Source organism: Nonomuraea sp. NPDC005692 (assembly GCF_040631115.1).
GTDB lineage: Bacteria > Actinomycetota > Actinomycetes > Streptosporangiales > Streptosporangiaceae > Nonomuraea.
This window is the reverse complement of record NZ_JBEXYU010000017.1, coordinates 131,344-150,533: the sequence shown is the minus strand read 5'-3', so window position 1 is coordinate 150,533 and position 19,190 is coordinate 131,344. Positions and strand designations below refer to the sequence as shown.

Below are 19,190 nucleotides of genomic sequence, written 5' to 3'. Positions count from 1 at the left end.
CGGCTCAGCGCAGCAGCACGTGACAGGCGAGCTGGAGCGCCAGGCGGGTGGCGGCGTCGTCCAGGTCGAAGCCGGCGGCCTTGATGCGGTCCAGGCGGGTGGTGACCGTGTTGCGGTGCACGCCCAGGCGTTCGGCGGCCTTGAGCGCGCCGCCCTCGTCCAGGACGGCGGCCAGCGTCACCAGCAGCGTGCCGTCCTTGTCGACGGCCAGCAGCGGCTGGAGCACGACGGTCGCCGGCGCGCGCAGCACCCCCGCCGGGAGCGCGCCGAGCAGCTCGGCCGGTCCCATCCGGTCGGCGCGGGCCACCGTGCCCGCGCCGGCCACGAACGCCGCCGCCTCGGCGCCGAGCAGCGACTCCCCCACCGCCTCCAGCCCCTCCACCGCCGCGCCCACCCCGGCCGCGCACGGCCAGGGCATGCCGTGCACGCAGCGTCGCAGGTGCTCGGCCAGCTCGCCGGGCGGCTCCGGCGACCACCCGGCCCACCCCTCGCCGCGCCGCAGCACCGGCACCTGGCCCAGCGCCGCGGTGACCAGCGCCTGCACCAACGGCCCGTCGTCGGCCAGCGCCCCCATCGGGCGGACGTGGTAGGCGGTCAGCGTGCCGCGCACCCCCCATCCCAGCGCGACGGCCTCGGCCGGGGCCCCTTCCAGCCAGATGCCGCCGTCGCCGGCCGGTTCGTGGGCCGGCCGGCCCGCCGCGAGCAGCCGCCGGGCCAGCGCCGACTGCAGCGCGAAGTCGCGCGAGGCGCGCAGGCGCTCCTGGGCCGCCCACGCCGCCAGCGGGGCCACCGCCAATCCCAGGACGGTCCGCACCACCGCCGGCCAGCCGGGCGAACGCGACGTGCCGGCGGCCACCAGCGTCCCGAGCGCGGGGCCCTCCTGGCCGGGCACCTCGACCTCGGCCGCCCACCGGGACCCCGGCGTTCGGGCCGGCTCGTGCTCGCCCGGCGCGCGGGTGGCGCTCTGGCGGCCGGCGACGTGCAGACCGTACCGGTCGAGGAAGGCCACCGACGTGCCGGGCAGCTCGGCGTTGAGCACCCCGAGCACCCGCCGCGCCGAGGGGCCCGCGTCGGCCAGCCGGGTCGCGCAGCGGGCGACGAGCTGGGTGCGGGCCGCCTCCGGCCTGGAGGCCGCCGAGGCGACCCGGACGGCGACGATCAGCGGGTCCTCGTCCACGAAGATCAGGGTCACGCCGAGCCGGTCGGCCAGCACCTCGCCCGACCCGGCGCTCAGGCCGCCCGACGGCGCGATCACGCAGGCCGCCGCCTGCTCCCAGGCCCGGCGCATGGCCATCTCGACCGCCCAGCCGCCGCCGGCCGCCGCCCCGATCAGCACGACCGCCGTGTGCGGCGTCACCGCGCCGAACACCGACAGGTCGTCCACGATGCGGACCTGGTGCACGGGGTTGTCGCCGCTGCCGTACATCCGGGCCCCGGCCAGCGGGCCGGTGTTGACCAGCTCCGCCACCGTGACCGGCGCCTCCCAGCCGGGCTCGCGCAGGCCGCTCACGGCGACTCCGCCCGCTGCTCGAAGGGGATCCCGAACGCCCGCAGCCCGCCCAGCGCGAGCCCCGCGTCCGTGTGCCAGACCGGCGCGGCCTTGACCACCATGACCTCCACCTCCATGCCGGGCGCCGCCTTGTCGACGTCCACGACCAGGCCATCGGCGGACGAGATCATGCAGACCTGGTCCGGCGCCATCGCCACCGGCGCCCCGTCGGCCAGGGCGAGCACGATCTCGTTGTGCGCCTCCAGCCGGACGAGCCTGCGCAGGCCGCCCGTCTCCTGCACCACGATGCTGGAGGGCAGCGAGGGCATGGCCACGTCGGCGCCGTGCCCCGTACTGCCCTCGACGGCCAGGATGCGGCCCGCGCACAGCGTGCGCACCCCGTACGGGGCGGCCGCCGAGCGCGGCGCGCCGGGCACCCCGGCCGCCAGCAGCAGGCTGACCGTGCCCGGCACCAGCACCCGGGCCAGGTCCCGCGCCGCCATCGGGTAGCAGGCGGCCACCGCCCAACCGCCCACCGCCAGCACGACGGGACGCAGCAGCTCCTCCACCCGGCCGCCCGCGGTCTCCAGCAGCACCAGCTCCCCCGACGCCCCGGCCAGCGCCAGCGGGGTCGCGCTGAGCCCGCCCAGCGTGTACGTCGTCTGCTCCACCAGCGGGAACACCCGGCCCGTCCCGTCGCCGTCGACCAGCGGCACGCCCAGGGCCGCCGCGGCGACCAGCGGGATCAGCGCGTTCTCGGCCGCCAGGTTGAGCGCCGCCACGGCCCCGGCCCGCTCCCCCAGCCGCCGCTCCAGCGCCCGCACCGCCCGTACGGGCTCGTCGCCCGCGGGCAGCTGCTCGCCCAGCGCGGTCGTGGACCCGACCAGGCTGACCACCATGCACAACGTCCCCGGGTCCAGCTCGTGCGCCGCGGCCAGCTCGACGCCGTCGCCGAGCACCGACTCCGCCCAGGCCAGGGTGAGGCCGTAGGAGGACTCGCCCGCGCCCGTGGCGAACAGCCGCGACCCCGCCGAGAAGCGGCGCAGCTCATCGGGGCCGACGAGCCGGGTCACGGCGTCGCGCCTTCGGCCGTGACGCGCACCCGGTAGAAGCCGTCGGGCAGGTAGGACAGCGGGTTGACGGTGGTCTCGGCGATCCGGGCGAAGCCGGGGGCGGCGCCGGCGCTGACCACGCGGGTCAGGGCCTCGTCCCTGGCGTCCTGCAGCGCCCGGTCCAGCTCGGCCCGGCCGCGGGCCTGCACGATGCGCTCCACCTGGGCCTCGGGACGGGCGAGCGCCGCCCCGTAGGCCGCGGCCAGCAGGTCGTCGCCCGCGCCGCCGGGCTCGATCACCTCGAACGGCGCCGGGACGTCCGCCGTGGCCAGGGCGGCCCGGCCGCGGCGCAGGCTGGTCGTGCCGCCGCGGTCGCAGGCCCGCGGGTACCTGCGGAAGTAGTGCGCCGACACCAGGCCGCTGCCGGTGCGGGCGAAGAACACCGGCACCCCGGGCAGCTCCCGCGCCACCCGGTCGGCGATCCGGCCCGCCTCGGGGCCGAGTGCGGCGTTCCTGATCGCGTGCGCCTCGCGTTCCCGCAGGCCGGGGCGGCCGAACTCGTACGACAGCGTGATCCTGGCCGCGGGCACCTCGGCGGCGATGATCGCGGCCACCGCCAGCTCGTGGTCGGCCAGCATCGGCGACCCGGTCGCCGTCACCGCGAAGTCGACCAGGCCGCAGCCGGCGGCGAACTCGCGTACCGCGCCGGTGTCCAGCGGAGCCAGCGGGCGGCCGGTCAGGCTGTGCCCGCCGCGCACGATCGTGGCCACCCCCGGGTCGGCCACCGGCCGCAGCACCGGCGGGCACGGTCCGCCGACGCGGATCGCGGCCACCGGCGCGCGCGGCATCCCGTCGAGGTCGACCGCCACGCAGGCGCGGACGGCCCGCGACGGCGGCGCGCCGTCGCCGACGGCCACCACCGCCGGCGACGGCCCGTCCAGCGCGACGCCGAGGATCACTCCAGCTCGCGCCCTTCGGTCTCGGGCAGCGGCATGGCCAGCAGCGCCGTGGCCACCATGAACGCGTTGATCACCAGCATCGTCGCGGTGAAGCCGGTGGCATGGGCCAGCAGCGCGCCCACGGCCGACGGCGCGACCGTGGTGGCCACGAGCTGGGAGGCCGTGGCCCAGGAGTAGCCGGTGCCGCGCAGGGCGGTCGGGTAGAACTCGCCGTTCCACGTGTTCCAGACGCCCCACGCGCCCAGGCTGAAGAACGACAGGACGAAGTTGCCCAGGTACAGGCCGGTCAGGCTGCTCGCGGTGGCGAACCACAGGCCGCCCAGCACGGCGGCGACGACGTAGAACAGGAAGACCTTCTTGCGGCCGAACCGGCCGGTCAGCAGGGACGCGCTCACGTACCCGGGGATCATCATCAGCGCGCTGAGCGCGGCGAAGCCGAGCGAGGCCGACAGCGACAGGCCCTTGGCCTGCAGCAGCGTCGGCAGCCAGGTCTGCAGCCCCCAGTAGCCCCAGTTGAAGACGAAGTTGAGCAGCAGCATGAGCACGGTGATCCGGGCCAGCCGGCCGCGGAACAGATCCAGGGGGTTGCCCGCGCGCTCGCTCGCCACCGTCCCGGCCACCGTGAATGTGGCCTCGGCGTCGGGGCTGCCCAGCACGCGCAGCACGGCCCGCGCCTCCTCCTGCCGCCCGCGGGCGGCCAGCCAGTACGGCGACTCGGGCACCCACGCCCTGATCGCGAACGCCCACAGCCCGGCCGCCGCGCTGGCGATGACCACGACGTGCCAGCCGAGCCCGCCGAGCGTCACCGAGGCGGCGATGGCCGCCAGCATGCCGATGGGCCAGCCGATCGACAGGTAGACCGCCGCCCGGCCCCGGTGCCTGGTCGGCAGCAGTTCCAGGAAGAGCGGGAAGGTGATCGTGTAGATTCCGGCCAGCGCGAGCCCGGAGCCGACGCGCAGCGCGACCAGGGTCGCCATGTTCGGCGCGAACGCCGAGGCGAGCGCGATCACGCCGTAGGCCAGCAGCGACCAGAACGCGGTCGGCCTGCGCCCGACGCGGTCGGCGAGCGGCCCCCAGACCAGCACGCCGGGGATCATGCCGAACGCCACCGCCGACAGCACGACGCCGATCCCGGCCTCGTCGATGCCGAACGCCGGCCCGAGGTCGCCGGCGACGTAGACCAGGGCGAGCTGCTCCCAGGACTCGATGACGAAGGCGATGAACAGGGCGAGCGCGATGAGCACGTGCCGGCGGGAGAACGGCATCCGGTCGAACGCCGCCCCGATGGGGAGCGTCGGTGCGTCGGTGGCGGTCATGCAAGCTCCTCGGAGGGGGGCGCGAAGTATTGCCGCACCATAGGGCCGTCCCCCTTTCGCCTCGGTGTGCGCGACGCCCGGCCGGGGCCGCCCCGGCTGTGCGCGGCGCACTGCCGGGGTCACTGCCCGGGTCACTGCCGGGACCGTCACACGGCGCGCCCGCGCCCGTTCACGTCGTCAGGGCGTGTCCTCGCGCACGTCGTCCGTGTGTGTCCTGGTGCACGAGCTGAGCGTGTTCTCGTGCACGTGGACGATCTTCCACTCGCCGTCCACCAGACGCAGCACGCTCGTCGTCCGGACCAGTTCCGGGTCGCCGTGCTCGAAATCCACCTGCAGCAGGTACCGGGCCAGGGCGGTGTCGCCCCACACGTCCACGATCTCGTCGAAGGCCCGGACGGAGGTCTCCGCCGGGCCGTCCGACGGACGCGCGTCGCGCACTCTGTCGAGCTGCCGCCTGTTGGTGATCAGGCCGGGCTCGGCGGAGTCCCAGATCGTGGCCTCCGGGTGGAGGAGCCGGTCGATGCCCTGCCTGTCGTCTCGCGCGTAGGCGTCGTACATGCCGGTAATAACGGCCCAGACAGCGTCGCGTGCCACGCTTCCGTACTCCTTTGTCTTGGTGGAGAAATATGGTTCTTTCTCACCGTATGGGCAGCGTGGAACGCAGGCGTCTTTACGTTGTAGATCAGGGCCTCAGCCACTCGCGCAGCTTGGCGACCGCCAGGCTCATGGCGGCCTTGTTGGCGTTGGTGTCGCGCAGCAGGTCCACCATGGCGAAGTCGTGCACCATCCCCGCCAGCTCGACCGCCGTGACGTCGTTGCCCGCCTCTCGCAGCCGGGCCGCGTACGCCTCGCCCTCGTCCCGCAGGACGTCGGCCTGGCCGTTCAGCACCAGGGCCGGCGGCAGGCCGCGCAGCTCCTGGTCGCTCGCGCGCAGCGGCGAGGCGTGGCTCTCCGCGCGCTGCGCCGGATCTGTCGTGTACTGGTCCCAGAACCACTTCATGCCGTCCCGGTTGAGGTAGTAGCCCGTGGCGAACTGCTTGTAGGACCCGGTGTCGAAGTTCGCGTCCGTGACGGGGTAGAACAACACCTGGCCGAGCAGCCGCACGTCACCGCGCTCCTTGGCCATCAGCGTCAGCACGATCGACATGTTGCCGCCCACCGAGTCGCCGGCCACGGCCATGCGGGAGGGGTCCAGCCCCTTCTCCGCGCCGTGCTCGGCCACCCACTGGGCGGCGGCGTAGTTCTGCTCGATCTGCGTGGGGTACTTCGCCTCGGGCGCGCGGTCGTACTCGGGGAAGACGACGGCGGCGCCGGTCCGCACGGCCAGCTCGCGTACGAGCCGGTCGTGGGTGTGCGCCGAGCCGAACACCCAGCCCGCGCCGTGGATGTAGAAGACGACCGGCAGCGTGCCCGTGGCCCCCTTGGGCTTGACGATGCGCACCGGGACGATGCCCGTCGGGCCGCCCTGGACCTGGATCCACTCCTCGTCGATCTCCGGCTTGGGCACGCCCGGGTCGGACTGCAGCTTCTCCAGCACCTCGCGGCCCTGCTCGGGCGGCAGCTCGTAGATGAAGGGCCGCTTGGCGTTGGCGTCGGCGAACTCCTGCGCCGCCTTCTCCAGCACGATCTGCTTGCTGATCATCGTCGTCACGGTGGCCGCCCCGGGTCGTCAGTCGTCGTCCACCCCGTTCCTGCCTTGGCGCACCTCGATCCGATCGCCCGGTTCCGTCAAATTCCGATCAAGCGGCTCTCATTCGCGCCGGAGCTCGTGGTCCAGCTCCGCCAGCTCCGCCCCGCCGGCCATCAGCGCGGTCAGCTCGTCCTTGCCGATGTCGGCCTTGGCGTACTCGCCCATGCCGGTCCCGCGGTTGAGCAGCAGGAACCGGTCGCCGACCGGGTAGGCGTGGTGCGGGTTGTGGGTGATGAACACCACGCCGAGCCCCCGGTCGCGGGCACGGGCGATGTAACGCAGCACCATGCCCGCCTGCTTGACCCCCAGCGCCGAGGTGGGCTCGTCCAGGATGAGGACGCGCGCGCCGAAATGCACCGCCCTGGCGATGGCGACCGACTGCCGCTCGCCGCCCGACAGCGTGCCGACGGGCTGGTCGACGTCCCGGATGTCGATGCCCATCGCGCGCAGCTCCTCCGCCGCCACCCGGCGGGCCCTGGCCACGTCGAAGGCCAGGCCCCTGCGGGGCTCGGAGCCGAGGAAGAAGTTCCGCCAGACCGACATGAGCGGGATCATCGCCAGGTCCTGGTAGACCGTGGCGATGCCGCGGTCGAGCGCCTCACGCGGGCTGGCGAAGCGCACCTCGGCGCCGTCCACCAGGTACGTCCCCGTGTCGTGCTGGTGCACCCCGGCCAGGATCTTGATGAGCGTGGACTTGCCGGCGCCGTTGTCGCCGAGCACGCAGGTGACCGAGCCCGCCTCGACGCCCATCGACACGCCGCGCAGGGCCAGCACCGAGCCGAACGTCTTGCCGATGTCGCGGGTCTGCAGGATCAATGCCGCACCTCCTCGGCGTAGCGCCGGACCATCCGGTTGGCCAGCGTGGCGAGCAGCAGCATGGCCCCGAGGAAGAACTTGAACCAGTCGGCGTCCCAGCCCAGGAACACGATGCCCTTGTCGGCCATGCCGAAGATCACCGCGCCGATGGAGGCGCCGACGGCGGAGCCGTACCCGCCGGTCAGCAGGCAGCCGCCGATGACGGCCGCGATGATGTAGATGAACTCCTGCCCGATGCCGATGTTGGCCTGGACGGAGGTGTAGCGCAGCGCCAGGATCGAGCCGACCAGCCAGGCGGCCACCGACGTGGTCATGAACAGCGCGATCTTCGTCCGGGCGGCCGGCACCCCGACCGCCCGCGCGGCCTGCTCGTCGCCGCCCACCGCGAAGATCCAGTTGCCCGGCCTTGAGCGCATGAGCACCCACGTGGCCAGCGCGGTGATCGCGATCCACCACAGGATCGCCACCCGGAACGACGTGCCGCCGATCTGGATCGTCCCGGCGAGGAGCGCGCTGGCGCCGTCGAACCCGGCCGCCCGGCGCAGCCCGCCGACCTGCACGGTCCCGGTGATGGCCTTGGTGACGCCGAGGTTGACGCCCTGCAGCATGAGGAACGTGCCCAGCGTGACGATGAAGCTGGGCAGCTTCGTCCGGGTCACCACCAGGCCGTTGGCGAACCCGACGGCGAGCGCCACGACCAGCCCGGCCAGCATCGCCGGCCAGACGCCGAACCCGTAACGGGTGGCCAGCGTGACCAGGATCAGCCCGCTGGTGCCGGTCAGCACGCCCGCCGACAGGTCGAACTCGCCGCCGATCATGAGCAGCGCCACCGCGACCGCCATGATCCCGAGCGTGGCGGCCGGGTCGAGCCAGTTGGCGATCCCGGCCGGCGAGCGGAAGACCTCCGACTGCGCGGCGAAGAACGCGAACACCACGACCAGCCCCACCACGGCGCCGAGCTCGGGCCGGACGATCAGGCGGCGGGCCAGGCCGACCCGGGCGACCCGCTCGTCGGCCCGCGCGGGAGCGGCCGTCATCGGCGGCCCTCCCCGCCCCGGCCCTCGTCCCGGCGGCCGCTCATCGGGTGCCCGCCTCGGCCAGCTTGGCCACCTGCTCGGCGTTGTCCTTGGTGACGAACCCGGGCCCGGTGTTGACCGGCAGCCCGCCGCCGACGGTGTTGAGGTTGTCCCTGTAGAGCTTCAGGAACGTGATCGGCAGGTAGCCCTGCAGGTACTGCTGCTGGTCGACGGCGAACAGGATCTCGCCGTCCTTGATCGCGGCGACCACGTCGCCCGACAGGTCGAAGGTGGCGAGTCTGGCCTGCGAGCCCGAGTCCTTGATCGCGTCCCTGGCCGCCACGGCGACCGCCGGGTTGAGCGCGAGCACGCCGTTGACCTGCTTGTCCGACTGCAGCTTGGCGGTGACCTTGGAGGTGACGTCGGCCAGGTTGGCGACGTCCACCTGCAGGCGCTCGACCGTGCCGCCGAGGGTCTGCTCGGCGCCCTTGCAGCGCTGGTCGAGGCCGACGTTGCCGGCCTCGTGCACGACGCACAGCAGCTTGGTGACGCCCGCGGCCTTGAGCTGCTCGCCCGCGCCGCGCCCGGCCACGTCCTCGGACTGGCCGACGTGGGTGAGGGCGCCGAACGCCTTGGAGGAGTCGGCCCCGGAGTTGATGGTCACGACCGGGATCCTGGCCGCGACGGCCTTGCCGATGGCCTCCTTGAGCGCGTCGGGGTTGGCCATGGAGACGACGAGGCCGTCCACCTTCTCCGAGACGGCCTGGTCGATGAGCTGCGACTGCTTGGCCGGGTCGCCGTCGCCCTGGTAGGTGACCTTGACGCCGTACTGCTTGCCGGCGGCCTCGGCGCCGTTCTTGACCACGTCCCAGAAGGCGTCCCCGGCGCCGCCGTGGGTGATGACGGCGAAGCTGCCGCCGGCCGCCGGGGCGGCGGCCGAGCCGGGCGCGGCGCTCTGCGCGCCCGGCTCGGCGGAGGAGGAACAGCCGGTCAGGGCCAGTACGCCGGCCAGCGCCAGCACGATCGGGGTACGTCTCATCGAATACCTCCAAGACCAACGGGCTAGCCTGGTTCTACCGCACTGTGATCTCTTTGTATAGACATACGGACCAGCGCTTCGATCTTCGCCGGAAGTAGAACGGAATCTTTCGTTCCCGTATGCTGAAGGCATGACCAGCGCACCCATGAGCGGCCGCAAGGCTCAGGCCGCCCGCAACGACGAGTTGATCCTCCAGGCGGCCAGAGCGGTCTTCACCGCCGATCCGGGCGCCCCCATCGCGGCCGTGGCCGAGAAGGCGGGCGTCGGGATCAGCGCGCTCTACCGCCGCTACCCCAGCAAGGAGGCGTTGCTGCAGAAGTTGTGCGGCGACGGGCTGAAGCTCTACGCCGCCGTGGCCCAGCGGGCGATGGACGACGAGGGCGACCCCTGGGAGGCGTTCGCCTCCTACCTGCGCGGCATCGTGGACGCCGACACCAACTCGCTGACGATCAAGCTGGCCGGCACCTTCCAGCCGACGGAGGAGCTCTACCACGACGCCGTCCACGCCGGCGACCTGGCCGCCCGGCTGCACCGCCGGGCGGTCGAGGCGGGTGTGCTGCGGGCCGACGTCACGGTGGCCGACATCGCGCTGCTGTTCGAGCAGATCGCCTCGATCAAGCTCGGCGACGAGGAGCGCACCGCCCAGCTCCGCCACCGCTACCTGACGCTGATGATGGACTCGCTGCGGGTGCCGCCCGCCCACCGCGACCTGCCCGGCCCGGCCCCGGCGGACGAGGAGCTGCAGGTCCGCTGGTACCCGTCCCGCTAGCCGTGCGCCGCCGGGCCCGCCGGGTCCGCGGGGGCGAGCCGGCGGGCCAGGTCCAGCACGCGGCGGGCCCTGGCGAGGACCGGGGCGTCCACGAAGCGGCCGTCGGGCAGGGCGACCGCCCCTGTGCCCGTGCCCGCCCGCTCGGCCGCCTCGACGATCTCGGCGGCCCGAGCCGTCTCCTCCTCGGTGGGGCGGAAGGCCCGCCGGATGGCCGGGAGCTGCGCGGGGTGGATGGCGGTCCTGCCGAACAGGCCGAGCGCGCGGCCGGCCCGGCAGGAGGCGAGGAGACCGTCCTCGTCCTTGATGTCGGGGTAGACCGACAGGGGCACCGGCGGCAGGCCCGCGGCCGCGGCGGCCAGGACGACCTGCAGCCTGAGCTGGTTCATGGCGGTCTCGTCGGTGAGGGACAGCTCGGCGGCCAGGTCCTGCTCGCCCAACGCCACGCCGGCCACCCGCGGGTGCGCGGCCACGGCGCGGGCCTCGACGATCCCGGCCGCCGACTCCAGCAGCGCGTACAGGGGGGCCGTGCCGGGCAGGGCGTCCAGCGCGGCGGCCGACTCGACCTTGGGCAGCCGTACGGCGTCGGCCAGCTCGCCCACGGCCGCCAGGTCGTCCAGGCCGCGCGCGGTCGTCACGTCGTTCACCCGGACGTGGATCCGCGGCCCCGCCTGCCTGGGCCCGCGCAGGTAGGCGACGGCGTGGGCGCGGGCGGCGTCCTTGGCGGCGGGCGCGACCGCGTCCTCCAGGTCGATGATGACGACGTCGGCGCCCGAGGCGACGGCCTTGGCGAAGCGCTCGGGACGGTCGCCGGGCACGTACAGCCAGGTGACGGGGGGGTTCACGCGATCACCCCGGCCTCGCGCAGGGCCGCGACGGTCTCGGCCGGGTAGTCCAGCTCGCCGAGCACCTCGTCGGTGTCGTGGCCGAGCGGGCGGCCGGGCCAGCGGATCTCGCCGGGCGTCTCCGACAGGCGGAACAGCACGTTCTGCAGGGTGACCGTGCCCAGCTCCGCGTCCGGCAGCTCGACGAACGTGCCGAGCGCGGCGTACTGCGGGTCGGTCGCCAGGTCGGTGACGTCGTAGATGGGGGCGACGGCGGCCTGGGCCTCCTCGAAGCGGGCGATCACCTCGTCGGCGTCGCGCGCGGCGATCCAGGTGGCGACCGCCTCGTCCAGCTCGTCCACGTGCTGGACGCGACCGTGACCGCTGGCGAACCACGGCTGCTCGACCAGGTCCGGCCGCCCGACGAGGGTGACGACCCGCTCGGCGATGGGCTGGGCGCTGGTGGAGATCGCCACCCAGCGGCCGTCGCGGGTGCGGTAGGTGTTGCGCGGGGCGTTGCTGCTGGACCGGTTGCCGGTGCGCCGCGGCACCACCCCGAGCGCCTTGTACGCGGTCATCTGCGGCCCGAGCAGGCCCAGGATCGGCTCGATGATGGCCAGGTCGATCACCTGCCCGCGGCCGGTCGCCGCGCGGGCGTGCAGGGCCACCATGATCGCGTACGACATGGCCAGGCCCGCGATGCCGTCGGCCAGGGCCAGCGGCGGCAGGGTCGGGGGGCCGTCCGGCTCGCCGGTCATGGCCGCGAACCCGCTCATGGCCTCGGCCAGCGTCCCGAACCCCGGCTGCCCGGCCATCGGCCCGACCTGCCCGAACCCGGTCATCCGGGCCACGATCAGCCGCGGGTTGGCCTTGAGCAGGTCCTCTGGGGCCAGGTTCCAGCGTTCCAGGGTGCCGGGACGGAAGTTCTCGATCAGCACGTCGGAGCGCTCGGCCAGGCGGCGCAGGATCTCCTGGCCCTCGGCGCGGGAGAGGTCGACGGCGGCGGTGCGCTTGTTGCGGGACAACGACTTCCACCACAGGCCCACGCCGTCCACCGAGGCGCCGTGGCCGCGCGAGGGGTCGCCGCGGCGCGGGTGCTCGATCTTGATCACGTCGGCGCCGAAGTCGCCGAGCATCATCGCGGCGGAGGGACCGGCGAACAGCGTCGCCGCGTCGATGACCCGCAGGTCGGCGAGACTTGTCATAGTTTGTAAGTTATAAGAAATAAGTAATAGCCGCGACCGGCCGTGCGAGAGACTGGGGACATGACAGCCAGCGAGCCCACGCCGCCCATGAGCAAGGCCGAGTACGTCTACAGCGTGCTGCTGGACGAGATCCGCGGCGGCCGCATCCCGGGCGGCACCGCCCTGCGCGCCGGGGCCGTCGCCCGGCGGCTCGGCGTCTCGGTCACCCCCGTGCGCGAGGCGCTGCGCCGGCTGGAGAAGGACCGGCTGATCAGCTACGAGGCCCACCACGGCGCGACCGTCATCGACCTCGGCGACGACGCCCTGGCCGAGTACTACGGGCTGCGCGCGGTCGTCGAGGGCCTGGGGGCGCGGCTGGCCGCCGCCCGGATCACCGCCGACGACCTCGCCCGGCTGCGCGACCTGCACCGCGAGATGGCCGCCGACGCCGAGCAGGGCAGGCACGACCGGCTGGCCGAGCAGAGCAGCCGCTTCCACCTGCGCATCGTCGACATCGGCGGCCCGGCCTTCCTCGGCGCCCACGCCAGGTCGGTGCGCAACGGCGTCCCGGTGCCCGCCGAGGCGTCGCTGTGGCTCGACCCGGCTCAGGTCGGGCGGCAGCTCCAGGCGCACGAGCGGCTGCTGGCCGCCCTGGAGGCGGGCGACGCCGAGGCCGCCGAACGCGTCATGATCGACCACATCCGGCAGGCGGGCGAGTACCGCAAGCACCACTGATGACAAACATCATCGTTCACCACCGGTTCATTGATTCACCGTGACGGGTGTTGCACGATGAGTCACTCTGATGGTCTTGCCGCGACCCCGACGCCGAAGGAGCCGACACTGTGGCGGACGCGTGGACGCTCAATCCCGACTACCGCACCCCCCGGGTCCCCGCAGACCAGGCCACCGAACCCGGCCCCTGGCGCCACCCCGACGGCCAGGTGATGAACGGCGCCTACGAGCGCAGGCGTCCCAAGCGGCGCACCGAGGTCGTCACCGTCTGGTACGGCTACGCGCTGAGCCGCTGCCTCGGCCCCCGCATGCCGCGCTTCAGCAGCCCGCTGGTCTCGGCCTGGAACCCGGTGCTGGCCCAGGGCCTGAGCTGCGACCCGGGGTCGCCGACGCCGTACCGCGACGAGCAGTGGTGCGACCGCTGGATCGCCGAGGCCCTGCTGTACGGGCGCAAGCCGTACGGCACCTTCACCCTGCCCGCCGAGGAGGCGCTGCGCTGGTTCGCCAAGAGCGGCGGCACCGGCCTGGTCTACCGGGCACGCGCCGACGGCGCGGCCGTCAGGGTCGTGGCGGGCACCACCGAGCCCTACGAGCGGCTCTTCGACCTCGACTCCCTGATCGCCGACTACCACGAGGCCCTGCCCCCCGAGCGGGCCGCGGCCGAGGTGGCGGCGCTGGAGTCGCATCGCGGCCTGTCCCCCGCCCTGGCCTACGTGCTGGGCGAGGACGCCGAGGCCCGCTTCGCCGGCGCGCCGCGCTCGGTGCGCGGCCTCACCCTGGGCTACCCGCCGCGCGAGACGGCGGCCCGCGTCGCCGCCGATATGCTCGCCGGGTGAGCGGCACCATCAAGGGCATCCTGTTCGACCTCGACGGCACTCTGCTCGACCATCGCGGCGCGGCCGATGCCGCGATCACCGCGTGGGCGTCGGAGCTGGTCCCCGGCCATTCCCGCCTGCCCGAGGTCGCCTCGCTGTGGGCGGCGCTGGAGATCCCCCACCTGGCCGCCTGGCAGGCCGGCGAGTGCTCGTGGCAGGAGCAGCGCCGCCGCCGGGTGCGCGCCCTGTGCCGGGAGCTGTCCGTCGAGGCGCCCGCCGACCTGGAGGCCGCCTTCGCGAGCTACGCCGACCACTACCGGCGCGGCTGGGCCGCCTACCCCGACGTGGCCCCGGCGCTCGCCGAGCTGCGCGGCTACACGCTGGGCGTCCTGACCAACGGCTCGCAGGGCGTGCAGGAGGCGAAGGTCCGCGCGCTCGGCCTCGACGTGGGCCCGGTGCTGACCGGCGAGTGCCTGGGCGGGCACTTCAAGCCGTCCGCCGCCTGCTACGCCGCGGCGGCGCGGGCCCTCGGGCTGCCGCCCGAGCAGGTGCTGCTGGTGGGCGACGACCTCGACAACGACGTACGCGGCCCGGCGGCGGCCGGCATGCCCTCGGTGTGGATCGACCGGCTGGGCGCCGAGGCGGCGCCGGCCGGATTCCCCCGCCTCACCTCGCTCGCCGGGCTGCCCGCGCTGCTCGCCACTCGCTATTTGTCTTGACATTCTGACCTCGGTTAGGCTGATCAGCATGACCCCGAACCTGGCCATCGACCTGGACCGATCCAGCCCTGTGCCGCTCTACTTCCAGGTGGCGGAGCAGATCGCCGAGGCGATCCGGCGCGGCGACCTGGCGCCCGGCTCCCGGCTGGACAACGAGATCCTGCTCGCCGACAAGCTCGGCCTGTCCAGGCCGACGATCCGCCAGGCGATCCAATACCTCGTGGACAAGGGCCTGCTGGTCCGCAAGCGCGGCGTCGGCACGCAGGTGGTGCACGGCCAGGTCAAGCGCTCGGTCGAGCTGACCAGCCTCTACGACGACCTGCGCCGCTCGGGCCAGGAACCGGCCACGCAGGTGCTCGCGCTGGAGCCGCGCCCGGCCGAGGAGGACAAGGCGGCCATCCTGGGCGTCGAGCCCGGCACCGAGATCCTCTACCTCGAACGCCTGCGTTTCGCCGCCGGCGAGCCGCTCGCCGTGCTGCACAACTGGCTGCCGCTGGGCCTGGCCCCGCTCTCCGCCGCCGACCTGGAGGGCCGCGGCCTGTACGAGGTGCTGCGCGGCGCGGGCGTGCGCATGCGGGTGGCCAACCAGCGCATCGGGGCCCGCGCCGCCGGCCAGGTCGAGGCCAAGCTGCTCGACGAGCGCCGCGGCGCGCCGCTGCTCACCATGATCAGGACGACGTACGACGACCAGGGCCGGGCCGTCGAGCACGGCTCACACGTCTATCGGGCCTCTCACTACTCCCTCGAGGTCACCCTCATCGAGCGCTGAGGCCGCGCGGCGCTTGAGGTAGAGCGTGGTGCCGATGCCGAACAGCACGGCCACCCCGAGCCCGACCCAGGAGAAGCCCTTCAGCCATTTCTCGGCCACCATCCCGAGATAGTAGATCACCGCGGTGGTGCCGCCCGCCCACACGATGCCGCCCAGCACGTTCGCCACGGCGAACCGCCAGTACGGCATGCGCAGCGCCCCCGCCAGCGGCCCGGCCAGGATGCGCAGCAGCGCGATGAAGCGGCCGACGAACACGGCCCAGACGCCGTACCGGTGGAAGTAGTCCTCGGCCTTGGCGACGTGGCGGGGGCCGAAGTGGCGGGGGAAGCGGCGGCCCAGCCGTTCGAACAGACGACGGCCGCCCTTGCGCCCGATGGCGTAGCCGGCGGAGTCACCCACGATCGCCCCCGCGCTCGCGCACACGCCGACGGCGACCGGGCTGACCACGCCCTTGGCGGACAGAATGGCGGCGCTGACCAGCACGATCTCGCCGGGCAGCGGGATGCCGAGGCTCTCCAGGCCGATCACGAGCGCGACCATCGCGCACAACCAGGCGGCGGGGATCGCTTGCAGCCATTCGTCGATATGCACGCGGCCACCCTAACCCCGCTCCCCACCTCCTCCATCCCTCCGCCACCCGACCCTCACTCCCGGGCCGCCGTTGGCGGGGCCCGCCGTACGGCGGTGGGGGTGCGGAGACGGAGGGGGCTCAGCCGAGCAGGCCGCCGAGGCGGCCCTCCAGGACGAGCAGCAGTTCGGCCAGCAGGTCGGCGAGCTGGCGTTCGCGGTCGCGGGGAAGCCCTTCCAGCAGCTCGGTCTCGTAGTCGAGCTGCTCGGGCAGCAGGCGCAGGATCAGCTCCCTGCCGCGTCCGGTCAGCGAGAGGTGGGCGACACGACGGTCCCGCTCGTCCACCCGACGGGCGACCAGGCCGATCTCCTCCAGCCGCCTGACCCGCTTGGTCACGGCGGCTCCCGAGGCGAACGTCTCGCGAGCCAGCCTGCCCGGCGTCAGCTCGCCGCCGACCCTGAGCAGGGCGCACAGCAGGTCGTACTCCGGGCGGCTCACCCCGGCCCGCCCGAGCGGGGCATCGGCGGCCTGCTGCAGGAGCGCGGCGCAGCGGTTGAGCCTGCCGATGACGGCGATCGTGTCGAGGTCGGCGTCGGGAAGGACCTGCCGCCATTGCCGCAACGCCTTCGCGACGGCGTCCTCCACGTGCTCGTTCCTCTCATCGTGCCGATCTTCCGGTGGCTCCGATCGTACGCGCCGACGGCGCCCCCTCGGCCCCGGGCAGAGCGATCAGGCGTACAGGGTGGCGAGTCTGCGGTGGCCGGCGCGCTCGGCGGCGGCGATGCGCTCGTGCGGGAGCGCCCCGGTCCACCACTCGCCCGCGGCCACGTCGGCCGCTTCGCGGACCTCCACCAGCGCCGCGCGGAGCCGGTCACGCTCCCCCGGTTCCGGCGTCCCGGCCAGGATCCGCTCCAGACGTACGAGCCCCGCCCGTACGCGCCGGGCCGCCCTCCGGTCCGGCACCAGCACGCAGGCCAGCAACCCGGCCACCGCGCCGAGACACGTGTCCAGCCATCGATCGGCCACGAGCTCGGCCACCGGCCGCGTCCCGGCGAACTCCCCCATGAGGATGGCCATCGGCGTGACGAAGACGCTCCCCAGCCAGTAGTTGCGCGTGATGGCCGCCTCCGTCGCGAACTGCAACGCCAGGACGGCCACGACGAGCGCCATCGCGCCCAGCCGGGTCACGGGGGCGACCAGGGTGAACAGCCCGACGCCGAGCAGGTTGCCGACGACGCGCTGGATGGCGCGGCTCCAGGAAAGGGTGGTGTTGGCCGCGAACACCGCCGCCGCCGTCACCACCGCCCAGTACGGCCTCCCCACCCCCAACGCCATCGACCCCCACCCGGCCACAGCGGCCCCGGCGAACACCATCCCGACCACCCGCCACCGTCTCGCCACCTCGACCATCACCCGCACGACGCCACCCCCTCCCCCGCACCGCACTCCACCGCCCGCTGCTGCGTGCCCCGGCCTGTCCGCTCCGGTCGTCGCGAACTCGTCCCGTTCAGCCGCGACACCGGCGAGTTCGGCCCGCTCGTCCGCGGGGAGCGCGACCCCGGGCGGGGACGGCAGTGGGCGGCCTTTGCGCAGGTCCCGGGCCCAGCCGGCGAACTCTCCGACGACGGCCCGCCGCGCGGCCCCGGAAGGGGCCGGAGCCCCAGAAACCCCCCGCCCCCCTGGAACGCCCCGAACGCCCTGAACACCCTGAACACCCTGAACGGCACGAAAGCCGCGAACTCCCTGAACACCCGAAGCGCCCGAAACACCTGAAGCGTCCGAAGCCCCGGGAGCGCCCGGAACCCTCGTAGCGCCCGGCCCGGTCTCCTCGGCTATCCCAGCGGCGGCCGACTCTGCGCGGACCAGCAGCCAGGACAGCGCGTCGCGACGCCGAGCGGGGACGCCGGAGCGCATGAGCGTCTGCCAGGCGGCGTTGACCGCCGCCGCAGCGGCATGGCGCGCCTGCCGAACCGCGGCGGACTCGCGTTCCTCGGAGAAATCGCCGGCCTCCGAGAGGTCGCAGGTCTCGGAGAGGCCGCGCCCCTCCAGGAGACCGCGGGGGTCGGGGAGGTCGCGGGGGTCGGGGAGGTCGCGGGGGTCGGGGGACGTACGCAGGAGGTGGGCGGTGGATTCGAGGGCGCGGGCGACGGCGATGCGTTCGGGGCCGTCGGGGCGGAGGAGGCCGGGGGCCATGCCGACCGTCCAGGCGAGGAGCCCGCCGAGCAGCCCGAGGCCGACGTGGGCGGGCACGTCGCCCAGTTCCTGCGGTACGAACACCGCACTGGCCGCGACGAACGTGAGCACGACGTTCCCCGGCGGCCCGATCCGGGTCGCGTCGCAGACCGCCTTGTGCAGCCCGGCCAGCAGGGCGGCCACCGCAACCCGGACGGCGACCGAGCCGGTGAGGGCCGAGGCGACCAGCGCGACCGCCGTGCCGGACGTCATGCCCAGCACCACCCAGGCCAGCGCCCTGGCACGGGCCACGTACGGCAGGCCGTGACCGTACAAGGCGCACATCGAGCCGGCGGCGGCGTAGGGCACCAGGTCGAGCCGTCCGGCCCACAGGAGGGCGAGCAGCGGGACGGCGAGGGCGACGACGGCGCTCAGGGCGGGCTTGTGCCAGATGTCGCCAACGGGCCCCAGACGCAGCGCCGCCCGCACGGGCAGCCGCGCACGCCACCCCGACAACGCCCACGAGGACGCCCACGAGGACGGCCCTGACGGCGATCCCGACGGCGATCCCGAGAGGGTACCGAGCGACGGCGAGGCAGGGGACGGCACGGATCGGGCACGAGGTCGGAGGGCACTGGTCATCCCAAAAAGATTACCAGGTGTTTTACTAGTGAAATAAACCAGGTCGGCGACGGGATCTTGCAACCGGCGATCAAGCGGCGGTCAAGCCGTCCCGGCTAGAAAGTCCTTCGAGATCGAACGGAACGAGCCGCCCGGACGCCGGGCGGAGGACAGAACTGGGGAAGCACAGTGACCACGGGAATCTTGCTGGCTGTGGCGATCACCGCCGGGACGACGCTGATCACGGCCGCGGTCGGCGTGCCGTTCCTGATCATGGCGAGGAACGGCCAGCGGCTCCTGGCGACCGGGATTCCCGCGCAGGCCGTGGTGGAGTCGATGGCCGACACCCACATGTCCGTCAACGACCAGCCCGTCGTCAGCTTCGGCCTGGTGGTCCAGCCGCATGAGGGCCCCGCCTACCGGGTCGCCCACCGCCAGACGCTGCCGCGCATCCCCATGGGCCTGGTGGTCCCGGGCGCGGTGCTGCCCGTGAAGGTGGACCCGGCCCGGCCGGACCGGGTGCGCATCGACTGGGCGGCCTGGCGCCCCTCCCCCGCCGACGCCCCCTGGCGCCCGGCCACCCACTGACCGCGCCACTGACCGCACAACTGAGCACACGACCGAGCACGCCGACAGGAAC

At 73.9% G+C, this 19,190-nt stretch carries 20 protein-coding genes; 6 read left to right on the top strand and 14 right to left on the bottom strand.

Going from position 1 to position 19,190, the window contains the following annotated elements:
- Window positions 1–4 precede the first annotated feature (4 nt).
- The 9 genes from ABZ459_RS30465 to ABZ459_RS30425 all read right to left on the bottom strand — a co-directional run bounded on the left by ABZ459_RS30465 (window position 5) and on the right by ABZ459_RS30425 (window position 9,377).
- Entirely contained in the window at window positions 5–1,510 is a 1,506-nt protein-coding gene (locus tag ABZ459_RS30465; protein WP_357977445.1) for a helix-turn-helix domain-containing protein, read from the bottom strand.
- Entirely contained in the window at window positions 1,507–2,562 is a 1,056-nt protein-coding gene (locus tag ABZ459_RS30460) for a DUF917 domain-containing protein (protein WP_357977443.1), read from the bottom strand. Before ABZ459_RS30460 ends, ABZ459_RS30465 begins: the two co-directional genes overlap by 4 nt.
- Window positions 2,559–3,500: a hypothetical protein gene (locus ABZ459_RS30455; RefSeq protein ID WP_357977442.1), complete on the bottom strand. Its 942-nt coding sequence runs from the start codon at window positions 3,498–3,500 to the stop codon at window positions 2,559–2,561. The genes ABZ459_RS30460 and ABZ459_RS30455 overlap by 4 nt, the downstream gene beginning before the upstream one ends.
- Window positions 3,497–4,816, bottom strand: a complete 1,320-nt coding sequence (locus tag ABZ459_RS30450) for an MFS transporter (RefSeq protein ID WP_357977439.1) — start codon at window positions 4,814–4,816, stop codon at window positions 3,497–3,499. The genes ABZ459_RS30455 and ABZ459_RS30450 overlap by 4 nt, the downstream gene beginning before the upstream one ends.
- A gap of 177 nt (window positions 4,817–4,993) precedes the next feature.
- Window positions 4,994–5,410 (bottom strand): nuclear transport factor 2 family protein, encoded by a 417-nt coding sequence (locus ABZ459_RS30445; RefSeq protein WP_357977436.1) that lies wholly within the window; start codon window positions 5,408–5,410, stop codon window positions 4,994–4,996.
- A gap of 88 nt (window positions 5,411–5,498) precedes the next feature.
- Complete coding sequence (locus tag ABZ459_RS30440; protein ID WP_357977433.1) at window positions 5,499–6,458, bottom strand: alpha/beta hydrolase; 960 nt, start codon at window positions 6,456–6,458, stop codon at window positions 5,499–5,501.
- 108 nt (window positions 6,459–6,566) lie between these two features.
- Entirely contained in the window at window positions 6,567–7,322 is a 756-nt protein-coding gene (locus ABZ459_RS30435; protein WP_357977430.1) for an ATP-binding cassette domain-containing protein, read from the bottom strand.
- Window positions 7,319–8,359, bottom strand: a complete 1,041-nt coding sequence (locus ABZ459_RS30430) for an ABC transporter permease (RefSeq protein ID WP_357977427.1) — start codon at window positions 8,357–8,359, stop codon at window positions 7,319–7,321. Before ABZ459_RS30430 ends, ABZ459_RS30435 begins: the two co-directional genes overlap by 4 nt.
- A 40-nt stretch (window positions 8,360–8,399) precedes the next feature.
- Window positions 8,400–9,377, bottom strand: coding sequence for a sugar ABC transporter substrate-binding protein (locus ABZ459_RS30425; RefSeq protein ID WP_357977424.1), 978 nt, complete (start codon window positions 9,375–9,377; stop codon window positions 8,400–8,402).
- A gap of 130 nt (window positions 9,378–9,507) precedes the next feature.
- Between ABZ459_RS30425 and ABZ459_RS30420 the strand changes: the two genes are divergently transcribed.
- Window positions 9,508–10,146: a TetR/AcrR family transcriptional regulator gene (locus tag ABZ459_RS30420; RefSeq protein WP_357977421.1), complete on the top strand. Its 639-nt coding sequence runs from the start codon at window positions 9,508–9,510 to the stop codon at window positions 10,144–10,146.
- Here the strand turns inward: ABZ459_RS30420 and ABZ459_RS30415 are convergent.
- Both ABZ459_RS30415 and ABZ459_RS30410 read right to left on the bottom strand, forming a co-directional pair.
- A complete protein-coding gene (locus ABZ459_RS30415; protein ID WP_357977418.1) occupies window positions 10,143–10,988 on the bottom strand; it encodes a CoA ester lyase in 846 nt (281 codons plus the stop codon). The genes ABZ459_RS30420 and ABZ459_RS30415 overlap by 4 nt on opposite strands.
- Window positions 10,985–12,172: a CoA transferase gene (locus ABZ459_RS30410; protein ID WP_357977415.1), complete on the bottom strand. Its 1,188-nt coding sequence runs from the start codon at window positions 12,170–12,172 to the stop codon at window positions 10,985–10,987. Before ABZ459_RS30410 ends, ABZ459_RS30415 begins: the two co-directional genes overlap by 4 nt.
- Before the next feature lie 60 nt (window positions 12,173–12,232).
- On the opposite strand from ABZ459_RS30410, the gene ABZ459_RS30405 reads away from it, so the two are divergent.
- The 4 genes from ABZ459_RS30405 to ABZ459_RS30390 all read left to right on the top strand — a co-directional run bounded on the left by ABZ459_RS30405 (window position 12,233) and on the right by ABZ459_RS30390 (window position 15,189).
- Complete coding sequence (locus ABZ459_RS30405) at window positions 12,233–12,886, top strand: GntR family transcriptional regulator (RefSeq protein ID WP_357977412.1); 654 nt, start codon at window positions 12,233–12,235, stop codon at window positions 12,884–12,886.
- A 110-nt stretch (window positions 12,887–12,996) separates the two neighbouring features.
- Window positions 12,997–13,722: a hypothetical protein gene (locus tag ABZ459_RS30400; protein WP_357977409.1), complete on the top strand. Its 726-nt coding sequence runs from the start codon at window positions 12,997–12,999 to the stop codon at window positions 13,720–13,722.
- Entirely contained in the window at window positions 13,719–14,420 is a 702-nt protein-coding gene (locus ABZ459_RS30395; protein WP_357977406.1) for an HAD family hydrolase, read from the top strand. The genes ABZ459_RS30400 and ABZ459_RS30395 overlap by 4 nt, the downstream gene beginning before the upstream one ends.
- A 28-nt stretch (window positions 14,421–14,448) precedes the next feature.
- The gene (locus tag ABZ459_RS30390) at window positions 14,449–15,189 is read left to right on the top strand and encodes a GntR family transcriptional regulator (RefSeq protein ID WP_357977403.1); all 741 of its coding nucleotides are present in this window, start codon (window positions 14,449–14,451) and stop codon (window positions 15,187–15,189) included.
- Here ABZ459_RS30390 and ABZ459_RS30385 read toward each other — a convergent pair.
- The 3 genes from ABZ459_RS30385 to ABZ459_RS30375 form a co-directional block, all read right to left on the bottom strand.
- A complete protein-coding gene (locus ABZ459_RS30385; protein WP_357977400.1) occupies window positions 15,133–15,780 on the bottom strand; it encodes a DedA family protein in 648 nt (215 codons plus the stop codon). The two genes, ABZ459_RS30390 and ABZ459_RS30385, sit on opposite strands and share 57 nt — an antisense overlap.
- A 118-nt stretch (window positions 15,781–15,898) precedes the next feature.
- Window positions 15,899–16,402, bottom strand: a complete 504-nt coding sequence (locus ABZ459_RS30380) for a MarR family transcriptional regulator (RefSeq protein WP_352364113.1) — start codon at window positions 16,400–16,402, stop codon at window positions 15,899–15,901.
- A gap of 84 nt (window positions 16,403–16,486) precedes the next feature.
- Window positions 16,487–18,445 (bottom strand): FUSC family protein, encoded by a 1,959-nt coding sequence (locus tag ABZ459_RS30375; protein WP_357977396.1) that lies wholly within the window; start codon window positions 18,443–18,445, stop codon window positions 16,487–16,489.
- 294 nt (window positions 18,446–18,739) lie between these two features.
- On the opposite strand from ABZ459_RS30375, the gene ABZ459_RS30370 reads away from it, so the two are divergent.
- The gene (locus ABZ459_RS30370) at window positions 18,740–19,138 is read left to right on the top strand and encodes a DUF3592 domain-containing protein (protein WP_357977393.1); all 399 of its coding nucleotides are present in this window, start codon (window positions 18,740–18,742) and stop codon (window positions 19,136–19,138) included.
- Window positions 19,139–19,190: the final 52 nt, after the last annotated feature.

What these genes read in the sequence shown, in the direction of transcription:
- ABZ459_RS30450 (WP_357977439.1), bottom strand. Translation starts at nt 4,816, where the DNA reads ATGACCGCCACCGACGCACCGACGCTCCCCATCGGGGCGGCGTTCGAC.
- ABZ459_RS30440 (WP_357977433.1), bottom strand. Translation starts at nt 6,458, where the DNA reads ATGATCAGCAAGCAGATCGTGCTGGAGAAGGCGGCGCAGGAGTTCGCC.
- ABZ459_RS30430 (WP_357977427.1), bottom strand. Translation starts at nt 8,359, where the DNA reads ATGACGGCCGCTCCCGCGCGGGCCGACGAGCGGGTCGCCCGGGTCGGC.
- ABZ459_RS30425 (WP_357977424.1), bottom strand. Translation starts at nt 9,377, where the DNA reads ATGAGACGTACCCCGATCGTGCTGGCGCTGGCCGGCGTACTGGCCCTG.
- ABZ459_RS30420 (WP_357977421.1), top strand. Translation starts at nt 9,508, where the DNA reads ATGACCAGCGCACCCATGAGCGGCCGCAAGGCTCAGGCCGCCCGCAAC.
- ABZ459_RS30410 (WP_357977415.1), bottom strand. Translation starts at nt 12,172, where the DNA reads ATGACAAGTCTCGCCGACCTGCGGGTCATCGACGCGGCGACGCTGTTC.
- ABZ459_RS30405 (WP_357977412.1), top strand. Translation starts at nt 12,233, where the DNA reads ATGACAGCCAGCGAGCCCACGCCGCCCATGAGCAAGGCCGAGTACGTC.
- ABZ459_RS30390 (WP_357977403.1), top strand. Translation starts at nt 14,449, where the DNA reads ATGACCCCGAACCTGGCCATCGACCTGGACCGATCCAGCCCTGTGCCG.